Source organism: Microbacterium sp. T32, assembly GCF_001619615.1.
Lineage (GTDB): Bacteria > Actinomycetota > Actinomycetes > Actinomycetales > Microbacteriaceae > Microbacterium.
In genome coordinates, this window is the sequence record NZ_LQQP01000023.1 from 202,455 (window position 1) to 219,184 (window position 16,730).

General features: G+C 72.8%; 15 protein-coding genes and 2 riboswitches. Of the genes, 7 read left to right on the forward strand and 8 right to left on the reverse strand.

Annotated features, from left to right (window positions below):
* Positions 1 to 26: 26 nt before the first annotated feature.
* Positions 27 to 491, forward strand: a complete 465-nt coding sequence (locus AVW09_RS13110) for a DUF4304 domain-containing protein (protein WP_063258487.1) — start codon at positions 27 to 29, stop codon at positions 489 to 491.
* 56 nt (positions 492 to 547) lie between these two features.
* On the opposite strand, the gene rlmN is transcribed toward AVW09_RS13110, so the two are convergent.
* On the reverse strand, positions 548 to 1,846 hold the full coding sequence (gene rlmN / locus AVW09_RS13115) for a 23S rRNA (adenine(2503)-C(2))-methyltransferase RlmN (RefSeq protein WP_231901843.1): 1,299 nt from the start codon (positions 1,844 to 1,846) through the stop codon (positions 548 to 550).
* A gap of 453 nt (positions 1,847 to 2,299) precedes the next feature.
* On the opposite strand from rlmN, the gene AVW09_RS13120 reads away from it, so the two are divergent.
* The gene (locus tag AVW09_RS13120; RefSeq protein ID WP_063258488.1) at positions 2,300 to 3,145 is read left to right on the forward strand and encodes an HAD family hydrolase; all 846 of its coding nucleotides are present in this window, start codon (positions 2,300 to 2,302) and stop codon (positions 3,143 to 3,145) included.
* Between the two features lie 125 nt (positions 3,146 to 3,270).
* Here AVW09_RS13120 and AVW09_RS13125 read toward each other — a convergent pair whose 3' ends face one another.
* The 7 genes from AVW09_RS13125 to AVW09_RS13155 all read right to left on the reverse strand — a co-directional run bounded on the left by AVW09_RS13125 (position 3,271) and on the right by AVW09_RS13155 (position 9,687).
* Positions 3,271 to 4,104, reverse strand: a complete 834-nt coding sequence (locus AVW09_RS13125) for an SDR family oxidoreductase (protein ID WP_063258489.1) — start codon at positions 4,102 to 4,104, stop codon at positions 3,271 to 3,273.
* Complete coding sequence (locus tag AVW09_RS13130; RefSeq protein ID WP_063258490.1) at positions 4,101 to 4,877, reverse strand: enoyl-CoA hydratase/isomerase family protein; 777 nt, start codon at positions 4,875 to 4,877, stop codon at positions 4,101 to 4,103. The genes AVW09_RS13125 and AVW09_RS13130 overlap by 4 nt, the downstream gene beginning before the upstream one ends.
* Entirely contained in the window at positions 4,874 to 5,635 is a 762-nt protein-coding gene (locus AVW09_RS13135; RefSeq protein WP_063258491.1) for an SDR family NAD(P)-dependent oxidoreductase, read from the reverse strand. Before AVW09_RS13135 ends, AVW09_RS13130 begins: the two co-directional genes overlap by 4 nt.
* Before the next feature lie 45 nt (positions 5,636 to 5,680).
* Positions 5,681 to 6,691 (reverse strand): hypothetical protein, encoded by a 1,011-nt coding sequence (locus AVW09_RS13140; RefSeq protein WP_156496102.1) that lies wholly within the window; start codon positions 6,689 to 6,691, stop codon positions 5,681 to 5,683.
* Positions 6,692 to 6,821: 130 nt separating this feature from the next.
* Positions 6,822 to 7,610 carry an energy-coupling factor transporter transmembrane component T family protein gene (locus AVW09_RS13145; RefSeq protein ID WP_063258493.1) on the reverse strand — a complete coding sequence of 263 codons (789 nt, stop codon included), beginning with the start codon at positions 7,608 to 7,610 and terminating at the stop codon, positions 6,822 to 6,824.
* Entirely contained in the window at positions 7,607 to 9,058 is a 1,452-nt protein-coding gene (locus tag AVW09_RS13150) for an ABC transporter ATP-binding protein (protein WP_063258494.1), read from the reverse strand. Before AVW09_RS13150 ends, AVW09_RS13145 begins: the two co-directional genes overlap by 4 nt.
* A complete protein-coding gene (locus AVW09_RS13155) occupies positions 9,058 to 9,687 on the reverse strand; it encodes an ECF transporter S component (protein WP_063258495.1) in 630 nt (209 codons plus the stop codon). Before AVW09_RS13155 ends, AVW09_RS13150 begins: the two co-directional genes overlap by 1 nt.
* Positions 9,679 to 9,788: riboswitch (TPP riboswitch) on the reverse strand. Its footprint overlaps the gene before it by 9 nt.
* A gap of 37 nt (positions 9,789 to 9,825) precedes the next feature.
* On the opposite strand from AVW09_RS13155, the gene AVW09_RS13160 reads away from it, so the two are divergent.
* From AVW09_RS13160 to thiD, 5 genes are all read left to right on the forward strand, one after another.
* On the forward strand, positions 9,826 to 11,463 hold the full coding sequence (locus AVW09_RS13160) for a D-alanyl-D-alanine carboxypeptidase family protein (RefSeq protein ID WP_063258496.1): 1,638 nt from the start codon (positions 9,826 to 9,828) through the stop codon (positions 11,461 to 11,463).
* Positions 11,464 to 11,599: 136 nt separating this feature from the next.
* On the forward strand, positions 11,600 to 12,949 hold the full coding sequence (locus tag AVW09_RS13165) for an HNH endonuclease (protein ID WP_063258497.1): 1,350 nt from the start codon (positions 11,600 to 11,602) through the stop codon (positions 12,947 to 12,949).
* Positions 12,950 to 13,141: 192 nt separating this feature from the next.
* A riboswitch (TPP riboswitch) is annotated at positions 13,142 to 13,234 on the forward strand.
* A complete protein-coding gene (gene thiM, locus AVW09_RS13170; RefSeq protein ID WP_063258498.1) occupies positions 13,226 to 14,008 on the forward strand; it encodes a hydroxyethylthiazole kinase in 783 nt (260 codons plus the stop codon). Its footprint overlaps the riboswitch before it by 9 nt.
* Complete coding sequence (thiE, locus tag AVW09_RS13175; protein ID WP_231901844.1) at positions 14,005 to 14,646, forward strand: thiamine phosphate synthase; 642 nt, start codon at positions 14,005 to 14,007, stop codon at positions 14,644 to 14,646. Before thiM ends, thiE begins: the two co-directional genes overlap by 4 nt.
* Positions 14,643 to 16,094 (forward strand): bifunctional hydroxymethylpyrimidine kinase/phosphomethylpyrimidine kinase, encoded by a 1,452-nt coding sequence (gene thiD, locus AVW09_RS13180; RefSeq protein WP_063258551.1) that lies wholly within the window; start codon positions 14,643 to 14,645, stop codon positions 16,092 to 16,094. Before thiE ends, thiD begins: the two co-directional genes overlap by 4 nt.
* Positions 16,095 to 16,730 lie beyond the last annotated feature (636 nt).

Here is a 16,730-nt window from a genome sequence, read left to right on the forward strand (position 1 = left end):
GGTAGCTTAGGCCTCGGAGGGGGGCCATGAGTCAGCGCAATGTGATCCAGACGACCTTCGACGAATTCGGAAGAGCGGCTTTCACGACCAAGAAGTCCGGTTCCCGGCATCGGCAGAGTGCCGAGACGATCGTCGTTCTCCACCTCCAGAAGTCGAATTACGGGCCGCGGTACTACGTCAACGTCGCGGTCTGGCTGCTCGAGGCCGGCCCCGCCACTGCCCCGAAGCCGTGGGAATGTCATGTGCAGACGCGCCTGGGACGAGTGGTTCCGCGCGGGGTGGACGACCGCCTGCGCGAACTCCTCGACCTCGATGCTCCCATCGCGGACGACGTGCGGCGCGAGGAACTCCTGGGGGTGTGGCGCGAGCACCTGCTGCCCGTGCGGGAGGCGGCGGCGACGCTGAACGGTCTGCGCTCGGGGGACGGCCTGCGGCTGGTCCAAGCGTCCCTGGTGAACGGCGAAGGCCAGCGACTGCTCGCCGGGCGCTGACCGGCAGGCGAGCTCTCCCCACGACGATGCGTCCGCGGGTCCTTTCGGACCGGCCGTCAGGCGACCGGCGTCTCCGCCGCGGCGGCCTCGTCCTCTTCCGTCGCGACGAGCTGACCGCACGCGCCGTCGATCTCCTTACCGCGGGTGTCACGGAGGGTCGTCGGGATGCCGGCGTCGTTGAGGCGACGGACGAATTCGTTCTGCACCGGCACCTCGGAGGCCGTCCAGATGGACCCCGGCGTCGGGTTCAGCGGGATGGGGTTCACGTGCACCCAGCCGCGGCCGCGGGCGTTGAGCTTTTCCGCCAGCAGATCGGCACGCCAGGCGTGGTCGTTCATGTCCTTGATCAGCGCGTATTCGATCGAGACGCGGCGGCCGGTCTTGTCGAAGTAGGCGCGGGCGGCATCCAGGGCCTCGTCGACCTTCCAGCGGGAGTTCACCGGGATCAGCTCGTCGCGCAGACCGTCGTCGGGCGCGTGCAGCGACAGCGCGAAGGTCACCGGGATGTCCTCGTTCGACAGCTTCGTGATCGCCGGAACGAGCCCCACCGTCGACACCGTGATGCCGCGGGCGCTCATGCCGAGGCCGTGCTCCTTGTCGACCATCACGCGCACCGCCTGCATGACGCGGGCGTAGTTCGCGAGCGGCTCGCCCATGCCCATGAAGACGATGTTCGAGACGCGGTCGAGCGAGTGGTCGTCACGCTTCTTGCCGCCCAGGCCACCCTCGGCGATCAAGCGGTTGGCGCGGACGATCTGCTCGACGATCTCCGCCGCCGACATGTTGCGCGTGAGGCCCGCCTGCCCGGTGGCGCAGAACGGGCAGTTCATGCCGCACCCGGCCTGGCTCGACACGCACAGCGTGATGCGACCGGGGTAGCGCATCAGCACCGACTCGACGAGCGCGCCATCGTGCAGCTTCCACAGGAACTTGATCGTGTCGCCGCGGTCGGTCTCGAGGCGGCGCACCTCGGTGAGCAGCGGCGGCAGCAGCCCCGCGACGAGTTCTTCGCGACCGGATGCCGGCAAGTCGGTCATCGCGGCCGCGTCGGACGTGTAGTGGGTGAAGTAGTGCTTCTCGAGCTGCTTCGCACGGAACCCGGGGAGCCCGAGCTCCTTCACCTTGGCGACGCGCTCTTCGGCGGTGAGGTCGGCGAGGTGCACGGGCGGCTTGCCGCGCTTCGGGCTGGCGAACTGCAGCAGCGGCCGCCCGGTCTCGTCCTTGGCCTGCTGCCAGCCCTCGGTCTTCGGCCGCACCTGGCGGGGCTTCGTCTCGCGGATACCGGTGTCGGCCGGAGCCCCCGCGGGACGCCCCTGCCGGGGCGGGGTCTCGCGCACGGGGGTCTGATCGGTCATACGTCCCAGGGTACCGGCGCCCACCTGCGCCGAGGCTGGGCGCTCCGGCCGGGCGCCGCCGCGCGCCGGGCCGCCCGGCGCCGCGGCGGGACCGCACGGCCCGCGCCGGACACAACGCAGGAATAACGGGATGCCACGGCCCCCGCACCCGCGGCATCCCGCGGTTCCGCAGGAGTTGTGCCCGTCATGTCCGCGCGGGCCCCGGACACCCGCGCCCGCCCGCACCGAGGGTGTGCGCCGCGGCCGCGCGGTGCTGCACCCCGCCACCCCGGGCACAACGCAGGAAAACCCGGATGCCACAGCCCCCGCACCCGCGGCATCCCGCGGTTCCGCAGGAGTTGTGTCCGCCGTGTACGCGCGGGGGCCGGACACCCGCGCCCGGTACGGTGGCAGTCGACCGCCGGGGCAGCCCGCGCCCCGACCGGCCGGTCCGGCGCCGACCCACGGAGAACCATGACCCGCATCGCCTTCCTCGACGTGGACGGCACGATCGCCGAGCACGGCTCGACGATCGCCCCCTCGACCGTGACCGCCATCCGCCGCGCCCGCGCGAACGGCCACCTCGTGTGGCTGTGCACCGGACGGGCGGACGGCGACATCCACCCCGACGTGCGCGCGATCGGCTTCGACGGCGCGATCAGCAACGCGGGGGCGTACGCCACGAGCGGCGACGAACTGATCGTGGAGCACCCCATGCCCCGCGCGGACGTGGCGGCGATCGAGACGTACTTCGAGGCGCATGGCATCCACTACTTCCTGCAGACGCACGAGGCGGTGTTCGCTTCGCCGGGTATCGAGCCGATGATGCGCGAGTACGTGCGCGAGCGTCTCGCGAAGCGGGCAGCCGAGATCGCGGCGCGGGGGCTCGACGGGGAGCCGACGACGTCGATCCCCCGTGCCCGGCCCCTCGCCGAGGTCGATCGCGGCCGGGTCGCGAAGGCGGTGTTCATCAGCCCCGTCGCCGACACGGTTGCGCACGCCGGTGCCGAACTGGGCGAGCGGTTCCACGTCATCCCCGGGTCGATCCCGCTCCCCGGCGGCTCGAACGGCGAGATCGGGCTCGCGGGCGTCACGAAGGGGTCGGCGATCCTCGAGGTGCTGGAGCACCTGGGCCTGGATCGAGCGGAGGCCATCGGCATCGGCGACTCCTGGAACGACGTCGAGATGTTCCAGGTCGTCGGCACCCCCGTCGCGATGGGCAACGCCCCCGTCGAGCTGCAGCGTCTGGCCGGCCGCGTGACGACCGCGGTCCTGGACGACGGCGTGCACAACGCCTTCGCCGAGCTCGGCCTGCTCTGACGCGGCGCCCCTCACGCCTAAACGCTCCTGCTCGGCAGAAACGCCCGGCCGCAGCGTTTCCGCCGAGGCACAGCGATTATGCCCCCCTTGCGCCGTGCCCCGCGCCCCCGAGCGGACGCCCGGCCTCAGTCCAGGAAGATGTCGGGGTACATCGCCTCGTCGGGCGTTCCGGGGACAGCGGCGTAGCCGGAGAAGTCCGTCACCCCGGCGGCCTGCAGCACGTCCTCGACGATCAGCATCTGGCCGGTGAGGTCACGCGACGGGGACGTGAGCACCTCGTACGCGGCATCCGCGTAGATCTCGGGCGTGCGCGAGACGCGCATGAGCCGGTCGCCGCCGATGACGTTCTGCACCGCCGCGGTCGCGATCGTCGTGCGCGGCCACAGGGTGTTGGCCGCGATCCCGGCCTCGGCGAACTCCGCCGCGAGCCCGAGCGTCGCCATCGTCATGCCGAACTTCGCGAGGCTGTAGCCGGTGTGCGCTCCCAGCCAGCGAGGCGTGACGTTCAACGGCGGCGAGAGCGACAGGATGTGCGGGTTCTCGGCGTCCTTCAGAACGGGCACGGCCGCGCGCGAGAGCAGGAACGTCCCGCGCACGTTGACGTCCTGCATGAGGTCGTACTTCTTCGTCGCGAGGTCGAGCGAGCCCGACAGGTCGATGACGCTGGCGTTGTTCACCACGATGTCGACGCCGCCGAACTCCCCCACCGTACGCAGCACGGCCTCGGTGATCGACTCCTCGTCGCGGACGTCGCCGACGATCGGCAGCGCGTGACCGCCCGCGGCGCGGATCGCGTCGGCCGCGGTGTGGATCGTCCCCTCGAGCTTCGGGTGCGGGGTGTCGGTCTTGGCGAGCAGCGCGACGTTCGCGCCGTCGCGCGCGGCGCGCAGCGCGATCGCGAGGCCGATGCCACGGCTACCGCCCGACATCAGGATGGTCTTGCCGGCGAGCGTCGTCATGAGCGTCCTTTCGCGGAGGCGGCGGCGAAGGCCGCGACCCGCGCCCGCGCCTCGGGGGTCTCGAAGGCCGCGCCGATCGTGGCGGCTTCGTCGGCGAGGTTCTCCGCGAACGTGCGCCCGGCACCGACGCGCACGAGCCGCGTCGCCTGACCGAACGCGGCGGTCGCCCCCGCCAGCCAGAACCGCGCGATCTCCTCGACCCGCGACGCCAGATCCGTGGATGCCACGACCTCGGCGACCAGCCCCCAGTCGAGGGCCTCCGCGGCGTCGATCATGCGGTCCTGGAGCAGCAGCTGCAGCGCGCGTCGCTGTCCGATCGCGGCCGGGAGCAGCGTCGAGACGCCGAGGTCGGGGGTGAGGCCGATGTTGGCGTAGCGGCTGACGAAGCGGGCGTTCTCGCTCGCGACGACGTAGTCCGCGGTGAGCATGAGCCCGAGTCCGCCGCCCGCGACCGCCCCCTGGACGGCGGCGACCATCGGCAGCGGCGCTTCGACGAACGTGCGGATGCCGTCGTGGATCGCCTCCGCGGTCTCGGTCACGTCGACACCCGACGCGCCGGTCGTCGCCATGGCCACGACGTCGCCGCCGGCGCAGAACGCGGGGCCCGTGGCATCCAGGATCACGGCTCCGACGGAGGCGTCGGACGTGATCTCATGCGCGACCTCGCGCCAGCGCCGGGCCATCGGGAAGTCCATCGCGTTGAGCGACGCGGGACGATCGAACGTGACGCGGGCGAGACCGGCGTCGATGGAGAGCAGGATGCCGTCGGTCATTTCGGCGCCATCCGGATCGCGCCGTCCAGGCGAATGGTCTCGCCGTTGAGGTAGCCGTTGTCGACGATCGCGAGCACGAGTCGCGCGTACTCGTCGGGCGCGCCGAGCCGCGAGGGGTACGGCACCTGCTGTCCGAGCGAGTCCTGCGCGGCCTGCGGCAGCCCCTTGAGCATGGGCGTCTCCATGATGCCGGGGGCGATCGTGACGACCCGGATGCCATGGCGGGCGAGCTCGCGCGCGATCGGAAGGGTCATGGCGTGAACGCCGCCCTTGCTCGCCGAGTACGCGGGCTGGCCGATCTGCCCGTCGAAGGCGGCGACGCTCGCGGTGTTCACGATGACGCCGCGGTCACCGCCCTCCGTCGGCTCGGACGCGGCCATGAGCGCCGACGTCTGCGCGATCACGTTGTACGTGCCGACGAGGTTGATGCGGACGAGCCGCTCGAAGTCGGCCAGGGGCGTGGGCTTCAGGTCACGGTCGAGGACCTTGGCCGGCGGCGCGATGCCGGCGCAGTTCACCACGACCCGGAGCGCGCCGGACTCCGCGGCGAGCGCCGCGGCAGCCGCCACCTGCTCGGCATCCGTGACGTCCGCCGCCGCGAACGTTCCGCCGAGATCGTCGGCGACGGCCGCACCCGACGAGGACGGCAGATCGATGATCGTGACGTGGGCGCCCGCGGCGGCGAGGCGACGCGCGGTGGCGAGACCGAGGCCCGAGGCCCCTCCGGTGACGAGGGCGGATGCTCCCGCGATGTCCATGCGTTCTCCTTCGAAGCAGAAACTCAGTGTCACTCTACCCGGGACTCAGGTTCGCGGAATACGGCTCCGCGACCAGCCGATCCTGCGCCGCACGGGCGTCCGGATCGCCCCCGTCGAGGCGCCGTCCGCGAGCAGCGTGATCTCGTCGGCGCTCCAGCCGAATTGCGAGCGGAGGCAGTGCGCGAGGGCCGTCAGGGGCTGCGCGACTCCCACCTCGATCCCGCGCGGGACGTCGGCGGCGTCCGGGTCGAGCGTGCGCCCGGCCTCACGGAGGTCGCTCACCAGCCCGCGCATCCGATCCGTGCCGTAGGCGGCCGACGCGAGGTCCCAGTCCCCGAGAACGACGATCGCTCCCGCGGGGCGACCCGCGGGACGCTCGGGTACGGCGCTGCGGGCCGCGAAGAGGCGGACGACGGCGATCCCGATCATCAGCACCGCGAGGCATCCCGCGGCGGTCACCGGGGCGAAGGAGAACACCGCGGTATAGACGGCCGACTCCAGCCCCAGGAGGAGGCCGACGAGAAGCCGGACGACGCAGAACACCGCGTACCCGCCGCACGTCACTATCAGCAGGCGCATCGGTGCCCGCGGCTCGACGTCCGAACGCGCGGCCGCCACCCCGCACGCGGCACACACCACGGCGAGCACGACGACCTTGACGACGCCCGACGTCGAGAGGGGCGCGCTGGCCGACACGATCGCGACACCCAGCCCCACGGCGACGACGGCGACCGACCAGCGCCGCGCGTGATCACCCGACAGCACCCGGAGCGCGATGAAGAACACCGCCGGGGCGAGCACCATCGCGGTGTCGCCGACCACGCGCGGAACGATCCCGCCGCCGGCGATGAAGATGAGGTACATCACGCTCGACGCGACGGCCGCGAGGCCCGAAACCACGGTCAGGCGCAAGAACAGCGTCGGGGCTCCCGGCTTGCCGAGCCGCGGAAGCGCGACGAAGAGCACCGCGGCCGAAACGGCGACGCTCACGGCCACCAGGCCGAACGAGAATCCCATCGCGCCCCCGGACTGATCCAGCCCCGACGAGAAAAGCACTTACCGATTAGGCAGGACGAGCGTCGGATGCGCAAGTGCCTATCGCCTCGCGGCCAGGTTCTCTACGCTCGTGCCCTGGGTGATCCCGGCTTCGGTGCCGAGACCGCTGGCCGGCCGAACGAGTCCGAGTTCACCCGCCGACGAAGCGGAAGGCCCCCGTCGCCACGGCCACCGCGAAAGCCACGCCGATCACCACCAGCGCGCCCGCGAGCGCGACGACGTCGCGAGGGTGCAGGCGCGACGGGCGCGACCACGTCCGCTCGACGGGGGCCCCGAAGCCACGGGCCTCCATCGCGGTCGCGAGGGTCGTGCCGCGCCGCACGGCGAAGACGAGCAGCACGAACGCCATCCCGAGGAATCGCCGGAGCGCGCCGTGGTCGCCGAGGCCGCGCGCGCGGCGGGCGAGGGTCATGGTGCGCCAGTCGTCGACGAACAGCCCGACCGTCCGCGCGCCCGCCAGGATGCCGAGGACGAACCGACTCGGCAGCTTCGCGACCTGCGCCAGGCCGTCGGCGAGCTCGGTCGGATCCGTGCGCCCGAACAGCAGGATCGTGGGGAGGCCCAGCGCGATGACGCGGAGCATCACGGCCAGGGACAGGGCGATCGAGTCGTCGCTCACGGCGGCGAACAGGAACCGGCCGTACACGGTTCCGCCGGGCTTCGCGTAGAGCAGCATGCTCACGCCGGCGACGGGCGCGAACACGACCACGGGCACCAGTCGCCGCAGGACGGTCCCCCACGCCAGTCCCGTCAGCGGCACGCAGGCGAGTTCGAGCACGATCGCGACCGACGCGCTCACCGGGTCGAGCGTCGCGAACAGCGGCACCGACAGCACGAGCGCGATGACGATGCGCGTGACGGGGTTCACCCCGTCAAGCCAGGGCCGGGTGCGCTCGGGCACCGTGAGCGCCGCGGTCATGCGGCGCTCCCGAGGACGATGCGGTGCTGCCCGAGATGCCGGATCACGTCGGCGTCGTGAGTGACGGCCACGACGGTGCGTCCGCGCGCGATCTCGCGCTGCAGCAGCGCGACGAGCTCGCTCCAGCCGCGCCGGTCCTGACCGAACGTCGGCTCGTCCAGCACGATCACCGCGGGCGACGACGCGAGCACGGTCGCGACCGACAGCCGTCGCTTCTGTCCGCCCGAGAGGGTGAACGGGTGGGCTTCGGCGAGGGATGCCAGGTCGAGCCGCTCGAGCAGCTCGTCGACGATCGCGTCGACCTCGGTCGCCGGCATCCGGAGCGCGCGCGGGCCGACGGCGAGTTCTTCGCGCAGCGTCGAGGCGAGGAACTGGTGCTCGGGTTCCTGGAACACCGTGCCGATGCGGGTGAGGAGTTCGGTCGACCGCCAGCGCGACGGGCGCCGCACCCCCCGCGCGGCCAGCGACGGCGCGGCGACGACCTCGCCCGCGAGCTCGGGCAGGAGCCCCGCGAGGGTCAGCGCGAGCGTCGACTTGCCCGCGCCGTTCGGTCCCGTGATCACCATGCCCGCGCCCTCCGGAACGACGATGTCCAGCCCCGCGCGCACGGGCGTGCGGCGCTCGCGACCGATCGTGAGAGCGGATGCCGAGAGCGTGGCATCCATCGACGGGGAGGCCGGAGGGAGCACGGGCAGGTCGACCGGACGCCCCGGCACCCACACGCCCGCCGCGGCGAGCGCGTCGCCGTGCTCCGCGAACACCCACGCGGGCGGCCCGTCGGCGAGTAGGCCGCCGCCGGGCGCGAGGACGATCACGCGCGTGACGAGGTCGGCCCACACCGCGGTGCGGTGCTCGATGAGCACGAGGGTCGTCTCGTCGCGGGAGACCACGCGATCCACCGCGGCGCGCACCTCGCGTACCCCGTCGGGGTCGAGGTTGGCGGTGGGTTCGTCGAGGAGCAGCAGCCCCGGGCGCATCGCCAGCACGCCGGCGAGCGCGAGCCGCTGCTTCTGGCCGCCGGACAGTGCCTTCGTCGGGCGGTCGAGCGGCACGTCGAGACCGACGGATGCCAGCGCCTCGGCGACGCGCGAGGGAATGGCATCCGCCGGTATGCCGAGGTTCTCGCAGCCGAAGGCGACGTCGTCACCGACCTTCGACAGCACGACGCCGGCCTCAGGGTCCTGCAGGACGAGACCGATGCGTCCGCGCTGCGCCTCCGGCGGTTGCCCGTCGACGAGGATGCGGCCCGTGACCTCGCCCTCGTCGCTGCCCCCGAGCAGGCCGGCGAGACCGGCGAGCAGCGTCGACTTCCCGGCCCCGGAGGCGCCGAGTAGAAGCACCCGCTCCCCCGGTTCGATCGTCAGGTCGACGTCGCGGGTGGCCGGCAGCCGGCGCCCGGCGTACCGCCACCCCCAGCCGTCGACGTCGACGCGCGCCGGATGCGGCATCAGACCTCTCGGCGGCGTTCGCGTCCCGCGGCGAAGCGGCTGAGCGCACCGCTCGCGGCCAGTGCCCGGACGAGCAGCCAGCCCACGACGCCGCCGAGCACCGCGCCCGAGACGATGAGCGTGGTGAGGTACAGCAGGTTGAACTCGGCGGTCTTCGCGATGTTGCCGGTGAAGAACTCCAGCACCCACGCGCCGACACCGGCGCCCGCACCGGCGAGCATCGCGACCGGCAGCGAGAAGCGCAGGTAGAGGAACGCGAGGAAGATCAGCTCGGCGCCGAGACCCTGCGCGAGACCCGAGTAGATCGTGCTGATGCCCCACACGTTGCCGATGAGGGCGGACACGATCGCGGCGATGAGCTCGACCAGCAGCGCCGCCCCGGGCTTGCGGATGATGAGGCCGCCGACGATGCCGCCGAGCAGCCAGATACCGACCGCGATGCCACCGAGGCCGGGAGTCAGGCCGTCCATCGCGGTGAACCAGAGGCCGCCGACGGTGTTCCAGCCCCAGAAGACGAGACCGATCGCGACACCCAGCACGGCGGTGACGACGATGTCGACGACCCGCCAGCGGAAGCGGTCGGTCGTGGCGACGGCGGGGGCCGTCCGGGCAGACGTGGACGTGTGCATTTCTCTCCTCCCTGCGCCGGCATGATCCGGATCAGGTTCGACGGTCGAAGCGTGGGTCGCTTCCTCTCAGCCCGGCTCACCGGACTCCCGTGGTTGTGAAACCAGAGTATAGGCCGGTCCCCGGGGTAGCGTGGGCGAGTGCACGACCAGACCCCGGCCACACGGCGCGAGCTGCGTGACCGGGACGATCCGTCCGTCGAGACGGATGCCGAGGACCCGGCACCCGCGAGCACCCCGGCCCCCGCGCCCTCCCCCACGCCCGCGCCGTCCGCCGCCGCGCCGTCCGCGGCTGCGCGCGTGACGGAGGGAGGAGATGCGGCCGAGGGAGGACCCATCCCCGCCCCGGCATCCTCCCCTCCTCTGAAATCCTCCGCTCTTCCCGAGGTCGCGCCCGCCACCGCCGCCGCCGACGCCCCCGCCATCGCCCCCGAGCGCATCCTCATCGGCGCACCGATCGCGCTGACGTGGGTCGATCCCGCCGCGGCGGCGGCCCCGCGCCCCGCGCCCGAGCTCGCCCTCACCGCGAGCGGCCCGCGCCCGCCCGACCTCCTCGCCGGGCGCCGCCGCCGCGCGCTGCGCCCGGGCACGGTCGTGCCCCCGGTGGTCCTGCTGCTGCTCGTCGCGGTGTACGCCGCGGTCACGCTGCTGTGGCCGCTGAACGCCGTGGCGCCCCGCGTGACCCCGCTCGTCGTGCAGACCGCCGCGGCGCCCGCCGCCGTGCCCGCGTGGCCGTCCCAGGGCGAGGCCGCGATCGCGGTGCAGGGCATGGGCGGCGTGCTGTCGTCGGCCGATGCGCCCGAGTCGATCGCCAGCATCACCAAGGTCGTCACGGCACTGCTCGTACTCGACCGGCTGCCGCTCGCCCCCGGCGAGCAGGGGAAGTCGTACGCGTTCACGCAGGCCGACAGCGACGACTACTGGCAGTACCGCTTCCGTGGCGAGTCCTCGCTCGACGTCCCGGTGGACGGCAGCCTCACCGAGCTGCAGATGCTCCAGGGCATGCTGATCGCTTCCGCGAACAATTACGCCCAGCGGCTGGCATCCGATCTCTGGCCCTCCAACTCCGACTTCGTCGCCGCCGCGACCGCGTACCTGGCCGACCGCGGCATCTCGGGCATCACGATCGTGAACCCCACCGGGATCGAGGCGGGCAACACCGCGACCCCGTCCGCCCTCATCACCCTCGCCGAGAAGGCGCTGCAGAACCCGGTGATCGCCGAGATCGTCCGCACGCCCGAGCTCACGCTGCCGGGCGCCGGCACGTTCAAGAACGGCAATCCGCTGCTCGCCGATCCCGGCGTCGTGGGGATCAAGACCGGGACCCTGGATGCCTGGAACCTGCTGTCCGCGAAAGACCTGACGGTGGGGGCGGTCACGGTGCGCACGTACGCGTCGGTTCTCGGACAGCCCGGCCCCGACGAGCGGACGCAGGCGGCACGCGACCTGTACGCGAGGCTGGCGGAGGAGATCCAGCTGCGCACGTCCGTGCCCGCGGGGACCGTCGTCGGCAAGGCGACGACGCTGTGGGGCGAGGATGTCGCGCTCGTCACCGCGTCCGACGCGCAGAACGTGCTGTGGAACGGCGCGAGCGCGACCCCGGACACGTCGTTCACGCTCGGGGAGTCCCGCACCGCCGGCGACACCGTCGGCGAGCTGATCGCGACCGGGCCGCTCGACGCCGCCACCGTCGACGTGCGGCTGCAGGACGACATCGACCCGCCGAGCCCGTGGTGGCGGCTGACCCACCCGCTCGACCTCTTCGGGCTGAACGACTGACCACCCGCGGGTCTCCGCGGCCGTCCCGCGCCCCGGGGACGGGAGCCCTCCTGCACGGCCCGTGTGCGGTCGCATCCATCCCCAGAATTCCCGTTGCGCCGGGGTCGATGTCGGAGGCCCCCGCTAGCATGCACACATGTCTTCCGACGTCGCTCCCGACACTCCCTCCGGCGCCCCGACGGGCCAGCCGGCAGGGCTGTCCGCCGTGCTCGACGACGTGCTTCGCGCCGGGGCCCAGCTCGCCGCCGCAGAGGTTGCCCGCACGCGCGCCCTCGCAGCGGCCGGTCACCTCGCCCTCGACGTGATGGCCGATCGACGGGCGTCCGCTCGAGCTTCCGAGATGGCGCTGCGCGAAGTCGCCTCCGAACTCGCGGCTGCCGAGTATCTGTCCGATCGCACCGTGCAGACGCAGATCAGCCGCGCCCTGACGCTGGTCGACGACTACCCGCAGACCCTCGCCGCGTGGGAGGCGGGGGTGATCACCCGCGCCCACGCACACGCGATCATCGACGTCGGCGCGCCGCTGCCGGTCGAGGTGCGCGGTGAGTTCGACCTGCTCGCCGTGGCAACGGCCGAGGGCCTCAGCCCCGGCCGACTGCGCTCGCGTCTCGCCGCCCTCGCGGAACGTCTGCAGCCGACCACCCTGACGGAACGGCACCACCGCGGTCGCGAGGCACGGTGCGTCCGCGTCGTGACCGGGCAGGACGGCATGTCCGACATCGTCGCCACGCTGCCGACGATCCTCGCTGTGGGAATCCACGACCGCCTCACCCAGCAGGCCCACGCCGTCATCGACGCCCGGAACGAGACTTCCGAGACGGGCACGGACGAGCGCACGGCCGCCCAGCTGAGGGCCGACATCCTCGCCGACCTGCTGCTGACCGCCGCCCCCGACGCCGACCCCACCCGCGTCGACGACGGCCCCGGCACCCTCGGCGCGATCCGCGCGCGCGTGCAGGTCGTCGTGCCGGCGCTGACCATGCTGCGACCGGGGGAAGAGAACGTCGACCCCGCCGCCCTGGTCGGCCATGGCCCCATCGATGCCGATACCGCTCGCGCTCTCGCCGAGACGACGTCGCTCCCCTGGGACCGAGTCGTCACACAGCCGGTGACCGGCGCAGTACTCCACACCGACACCTACCACCGGAGCACCGCCATCGATCGGTTCCTCCGTGCCCGCGACCGCCACTGCCGGTGGCCCGGCTGCACGGTTCCCGCGGTGCGCGCCGAGGTGGACCACACCCGCGACTACGCCCTCGGCGGTTCGACGGACGTCACGAACCTCGCCCACCTCTGCCAGCGGCACCACACGCAGAAGCAGTTCACGCGGTGGAGCGTGAGTCAGCTGCCCGGCGGCGTCCTGAAGTGGACCTCCCCCACCGGACGCACCTACACCGACGAACCGCTCCCCTACTCACCGGCCGCGCGCTTCGTCCCCGACGATCCACCTCCGCCCGACCCCGGCGAAGCTCCGCCCCCGTTCTGACGCCCACGGCACTCGGCCGACCGCTTCTCGGCCTGGCCGCGCCCGCCCGCGTAGCCTCGACCCATGCCCCTCGTCCTCGTCACCGGCGCGGAACGCCCGAACAGCACTGGGACAACTCCTGCACACCGACGGCGGCTTCTCCGCGCGGTACTGACCCGGCGGCGCGTCGAGCCTCCGCCGTGCTACCTTCGCGGCAGTGACACGGGGTGCCCCACGGGGGCTGAGAACACACCCGTCGAACCTGATCTAGTTCGTACTAGCGAAGGGATGTCGCGAATGGTCGTTCGCACGTCGCCGTCTCCGTCCACCGTTCTCGCCGACCTGCGGGACAGCCCGCCGCTCGTGCAGTGCATCACCAACGCGGTGGTGACGAATTTCACCGCCAACGCACTGCTGGCCCTCGGCGCCTCGCCCGCGATGTGCGACATCCCCGGCGAGGCCGGGCTCTTCGCGGGGATCGCCGGAGGCGTGCTCGTGAACCTCGGCACCCCGACCGCCGAGCAGCGCGACGCCGCGCGCGAGGCCGCCGCCGCGGGCACGCCGTGGGTGCTCGACCCCGTCGCGGTCGGCGTGCTGCCCGTCCGCACCGCGCTCGCCCACGAACTGCTCGAGGCCCGGCCCGCGATCGTCCGCGGCAACGCGTCCGAGATCCTCGCCCTCGCGGGGGCCGGGGCCGGCGGTCGCGGCGTCGACTCCACCGACAGCCCCGAGGCCGCGCTCGACGCCGCCCGCGCGCTCGCGGTCCGCACCGGCGGGACGGTCGCCGTGTCGGGTCCGGTCGACCTGATCGTGGATGCCGACCGCGTCGCGCGCGTGTCCGGCGGCAGTGTCCTGCTCACCCGCGTCACGGGCGGCGGCTGCGCCCTCGGCGCCGCGATGGCGGCGCTGCTCGCGGTGACCGACGGATTCGCGGCCGCGACGACGGCGAGCGCGATTTGGGCCGTGGCATCCGAGCGGGCGGAGGCCACGTCGAGCGGACCGGGGTCGTTCGCGGTCGCGTTCCTCGACGCCCTCGCCGCGATCGCCCCCGCCGACCTCGACGGCCGGGTCGCCGAGTGAGTCGGCACGACCTGTCCCTGCACCTCGTCACCGATCACCGGATGCCGTTCGCCGACGTCGTCGAGATCGTGGATGCCGCTGCCTCTTCGGGCGCGAGCATCGTGCAGTTCCGCGACAAGGACGCGTGCGGCCGCGAGCTGTTCGACCGCGTCACGGCCCTGGCCGACGTCATCGCGGGGCGCGCGACGTTCGTCGTCGACGACCGCGTGGACCTTGTGCTCGCCGCGCGCGCGGCCGGCGCGCGCGTGGACGGCGTCCACCTGGGCCAGGACGACCTCCCCGTCATCGCCGCGCGCTGGGTGCTCGGCCCCGACGCGCTCATCGGCCTGACCGCGAACACCCCGGCCCACTTCGTCGCCGCCGCCCACCTCCCGGCCGGGACCGCGGACTACCTCGGCGTCGGGGTGATCCGCGCGACCGCGACCAAGCCCGACCACCCGCGACCCCTCGGGGTGGACGGGTTCGCCGAGCTGGTGGCATCCGCTCCCTTGCCGTGCGTCGCGATCGGGGGCATCGAGGTGGGCGACGTTGCTCCCCTGCGTCGGGCCGGGGCCGCGGGTGTCGCCGTGGTGTCGGCCGTGAGCGGTGCCGAGGATCCAGCGTCGGCGACCCGGGCGCTGCGGGAGGCGTGGGCATGATCCCCCGCGTGCTGAGCATCGCCGGGACCGACCCGACCGGGGGTGCCGGCATCCAGGCGGATCTGAAGAGCATCTCGGCGTTCGGCGGATACGGGATGGCCGCCGTGACCGCGCTCGTCGCGCAGAACACCCTCGGTGTGCGCGAGGTGCACGTGCCGCCGACGGAGTTCCTGTCGGCGCAGCTGCGGGCGGTCAGCGACGACGTCGAGATCGACGCGGTCAAGATCGGGATGCTGGGGTCGACCGATGTCGTCGCGGTCGTGGCCGCGTGGCTCGCCGAGGTCCGCCCGCCGGTCGTCGTGCTCGACCCCGTGATGATCGCGACGAGCGGCGATCGGCTGCTCGACGCCGACGCCGAGGCGGCCGTCCGCGACCTGTGCCGCCTCGCCGACCTCGTGACCCCCAACCTGCCCGAGCTCGCGGTGCTCGTCGACGCCCCGGTCGCCGACGACTGGGACACCGCGGTCGCGCAGGCGCGGACCCTCGCCGCGCGCGCCGACACCGCGGTCCTGCTGAAGGGCGGGCACCTGCGGGGTGCGGAGAGTCCGGATGCCATCGTCGACGCGGCCGGCGTCCAACCGGTATCCGGCCGCCGCGTCGACACCCCGCACACGCACGGGACGGGATGTTCGCTGTCGTCCGCGATGGCGACGCTCGCCGCGCACGGACTCGCCTGGCCCGCCGCGCTCGAGCGCGCGAAGCCGTGGCTCACCGGGGCTCTCGAGCACGCCGCCGCGCTACGCGTGGGGCGCGGCAACGGTCCGATCGACCATCTCCACGAGCTGCGGCCGCACCTCGACCTCGGACCGGCCTGGAGTGCCGTCGCGTGGGCCGAGGCGGCACCGGTGCGCGCAGCCGTGGACGACTCCGCGTTCGTGCGGGGACTGGCATCCGGTGACCTCGAGCGCGCCGCCTTCACCTGGTATCTCGAGCAGGACCTGCTGTACCTGCGCGAGTACGCCCGCGTCCTTGCGCGCTCCGCCGCGCTCGCCCCGACCACCGAGGAGCAGCGCTTCTGGGCCGCGGCGTCGGCGTCGTGTCTCGCCGAGGAGGCGCGCCTGCACGAGAGTCACGTGGATGCCACCGCCCTCCAGCCCGCGCCCGACACCGTCGCCTACACCGACCACCTGCACGCCGTGTCGGCGGGCGGCTCGTACGCGGTGCTGGTTGCGGCGGTGCTGCCGTGCTTCGTGCTCTACACCGACATCGGCGCGCGCTGGCGCGGCACCTTCGCCCCGGACCACGCCTACGCCGACTGGCTCACGGCCTACGGCGACGAGGTGTTCGCGGCGTCGTCCGCCGAGGCGTCCCGGATCGCGGATGCCGCCGCCCGGTCGGCCTCTCCCGCCGTCCGCGCCGCGATGTCGGTCGCGTACGCCCGGTCGATGCAGCTGGAGCTGGCGTTCTTCGAGGCGCCGCTGCGGCCCGGCGGTGTGCGGAACTCCTGAGTTCCGCTGGACCCGGCGCCCGTCCCGGCGGGGAGGCGGGCCGAACTCCTGAGTTTTCGTCGCCGCGGCCGTCTCCCGGCGTCGTGGGGACCGCGAGGGGTCCGGATCTCAGGAGTTCGGCCCGCCCGGCGGCGAGTCGGTCGGCTGATTCGAAACATCGGTCCGCATCGCCTGACGGCAGCGTGGCGAGCGGCAACTGCATCTGGTGTGTCACGACGTCTGGTCTTGAATTGAGACGGATGCGAACATGACAACATGCAGCGCCGCAGCGCCATACTCTCGGCAGTATCGGCACTGACCGTGCTCGTCGTGACGGGATGCTCATCGGCCGCCCTAGCCTCATGGGCTACCGACACCTGCAACATCTCTGCATCGTGGGACAACTCCGACCGCCCTGAGTCTGATCGGGCCCGCGTCGCCAGGTCCCTCTCGGCGGCGGTGCCAGATGACGATACAAGCACGATCGCGGAACTGTCGCGTGCGTTCGTCACAGCCGTTGCCGACAGAGACGACGCGGCCCTCCCTGATGCGGGGGAGCGTCTTCGCGACGAATGCATAGCAAAGGGGTGGGAACCAGCCGAAGGCTGATCCCCACCCCTTTGCTTCCGGGCCGGTCTCCCGCTGCTCGACGCGCTG

Bases quoted from the DNA above. Each gene is read 5' to 3' on its own strand.
- rlmN (WP_231901843.1), bottom strand. From the start codon at position 1,846: ATGACCGATCAGACCCCCGTGCGCGAGACCCCGCCCCGGCAGGGGCGT.
- AVW09_RS13110 (WP_063258487.1), top strand. From the start codon at position 27: ATGAGTCAGCGCAATGTGATCCAGACGACCTTCGACGAATTCGGAAGA.
- AVW09_RS13135 (WP_063258491.1), bottom strand. From the start codon at position 5,635: ATGGACATCGCGGGAGCATCCGCCCTCGTCACCGGAGGGGCCTCGGGC.
- AVW09_RS13150 (WP_063258494.1), bottom strand. From the start codon at position 9,058: ATGCCGCATCCGGCGCGCGTCGACGTCGACGGCTGGGGGTGGCGGTAC.
- AVW09_RS13165 (WP_063258497.1), top strand. From the start codon at position 11,600: ATGTCTTCCGACGTCGCTCCCGACACTCCCTCCGGCGCCCCGACGGGC.
- thiM (WP_063258498.1), top strand. From the start codon at position 13,226: ATGGTCGTTCGCACGTCGCCGTCTCCGTCCACCGTTCTCGCCGACCTG.
- AVW09_RS13130 (WP_063258490.1), bottom strand. From the start codon at position 4,877: ATGACCGACGGCATCCTGCTCTCCATCGACGCCGGTCTCGCCCGCGTC.
- AVW09_RS13125 (WP_063258489.1), bottom strand. From the start codon at position 4,104: ATGACGACGCTCGCCGGCAAGACCATCCTGATGTCGGGCGGTAGCCGT.
- thiD (WP_063258551.1), top strand. From the start codon at position 14,643: ATGATCCCCCGCGTGCTGAGCATCGCCGGGACCGACCCGACCGGGGGT.
- AVW09_RS13120 (WP_063258488.1), top strand. From the start codon at position 2,300: ATGACCCGCATCGCCTTCCTCGACGTGGACGGCACGATCGCCGAGCAC.
- AVW09_RS13155 (WP_063258495.1), bottom strand. From the start codon at position 9,687: ATGCACACGTCCACGTCTGCCCGGACGGCCCCCGCCGTCGCCACGACC.
- AVW09_RS13145 (WP_063258493.1), bottom strand. From the start codon at position 7,610: ATGACCGCGGCGCTCACGGTGCCCGAGCGCACCCGGCCCTGGCTTGAC.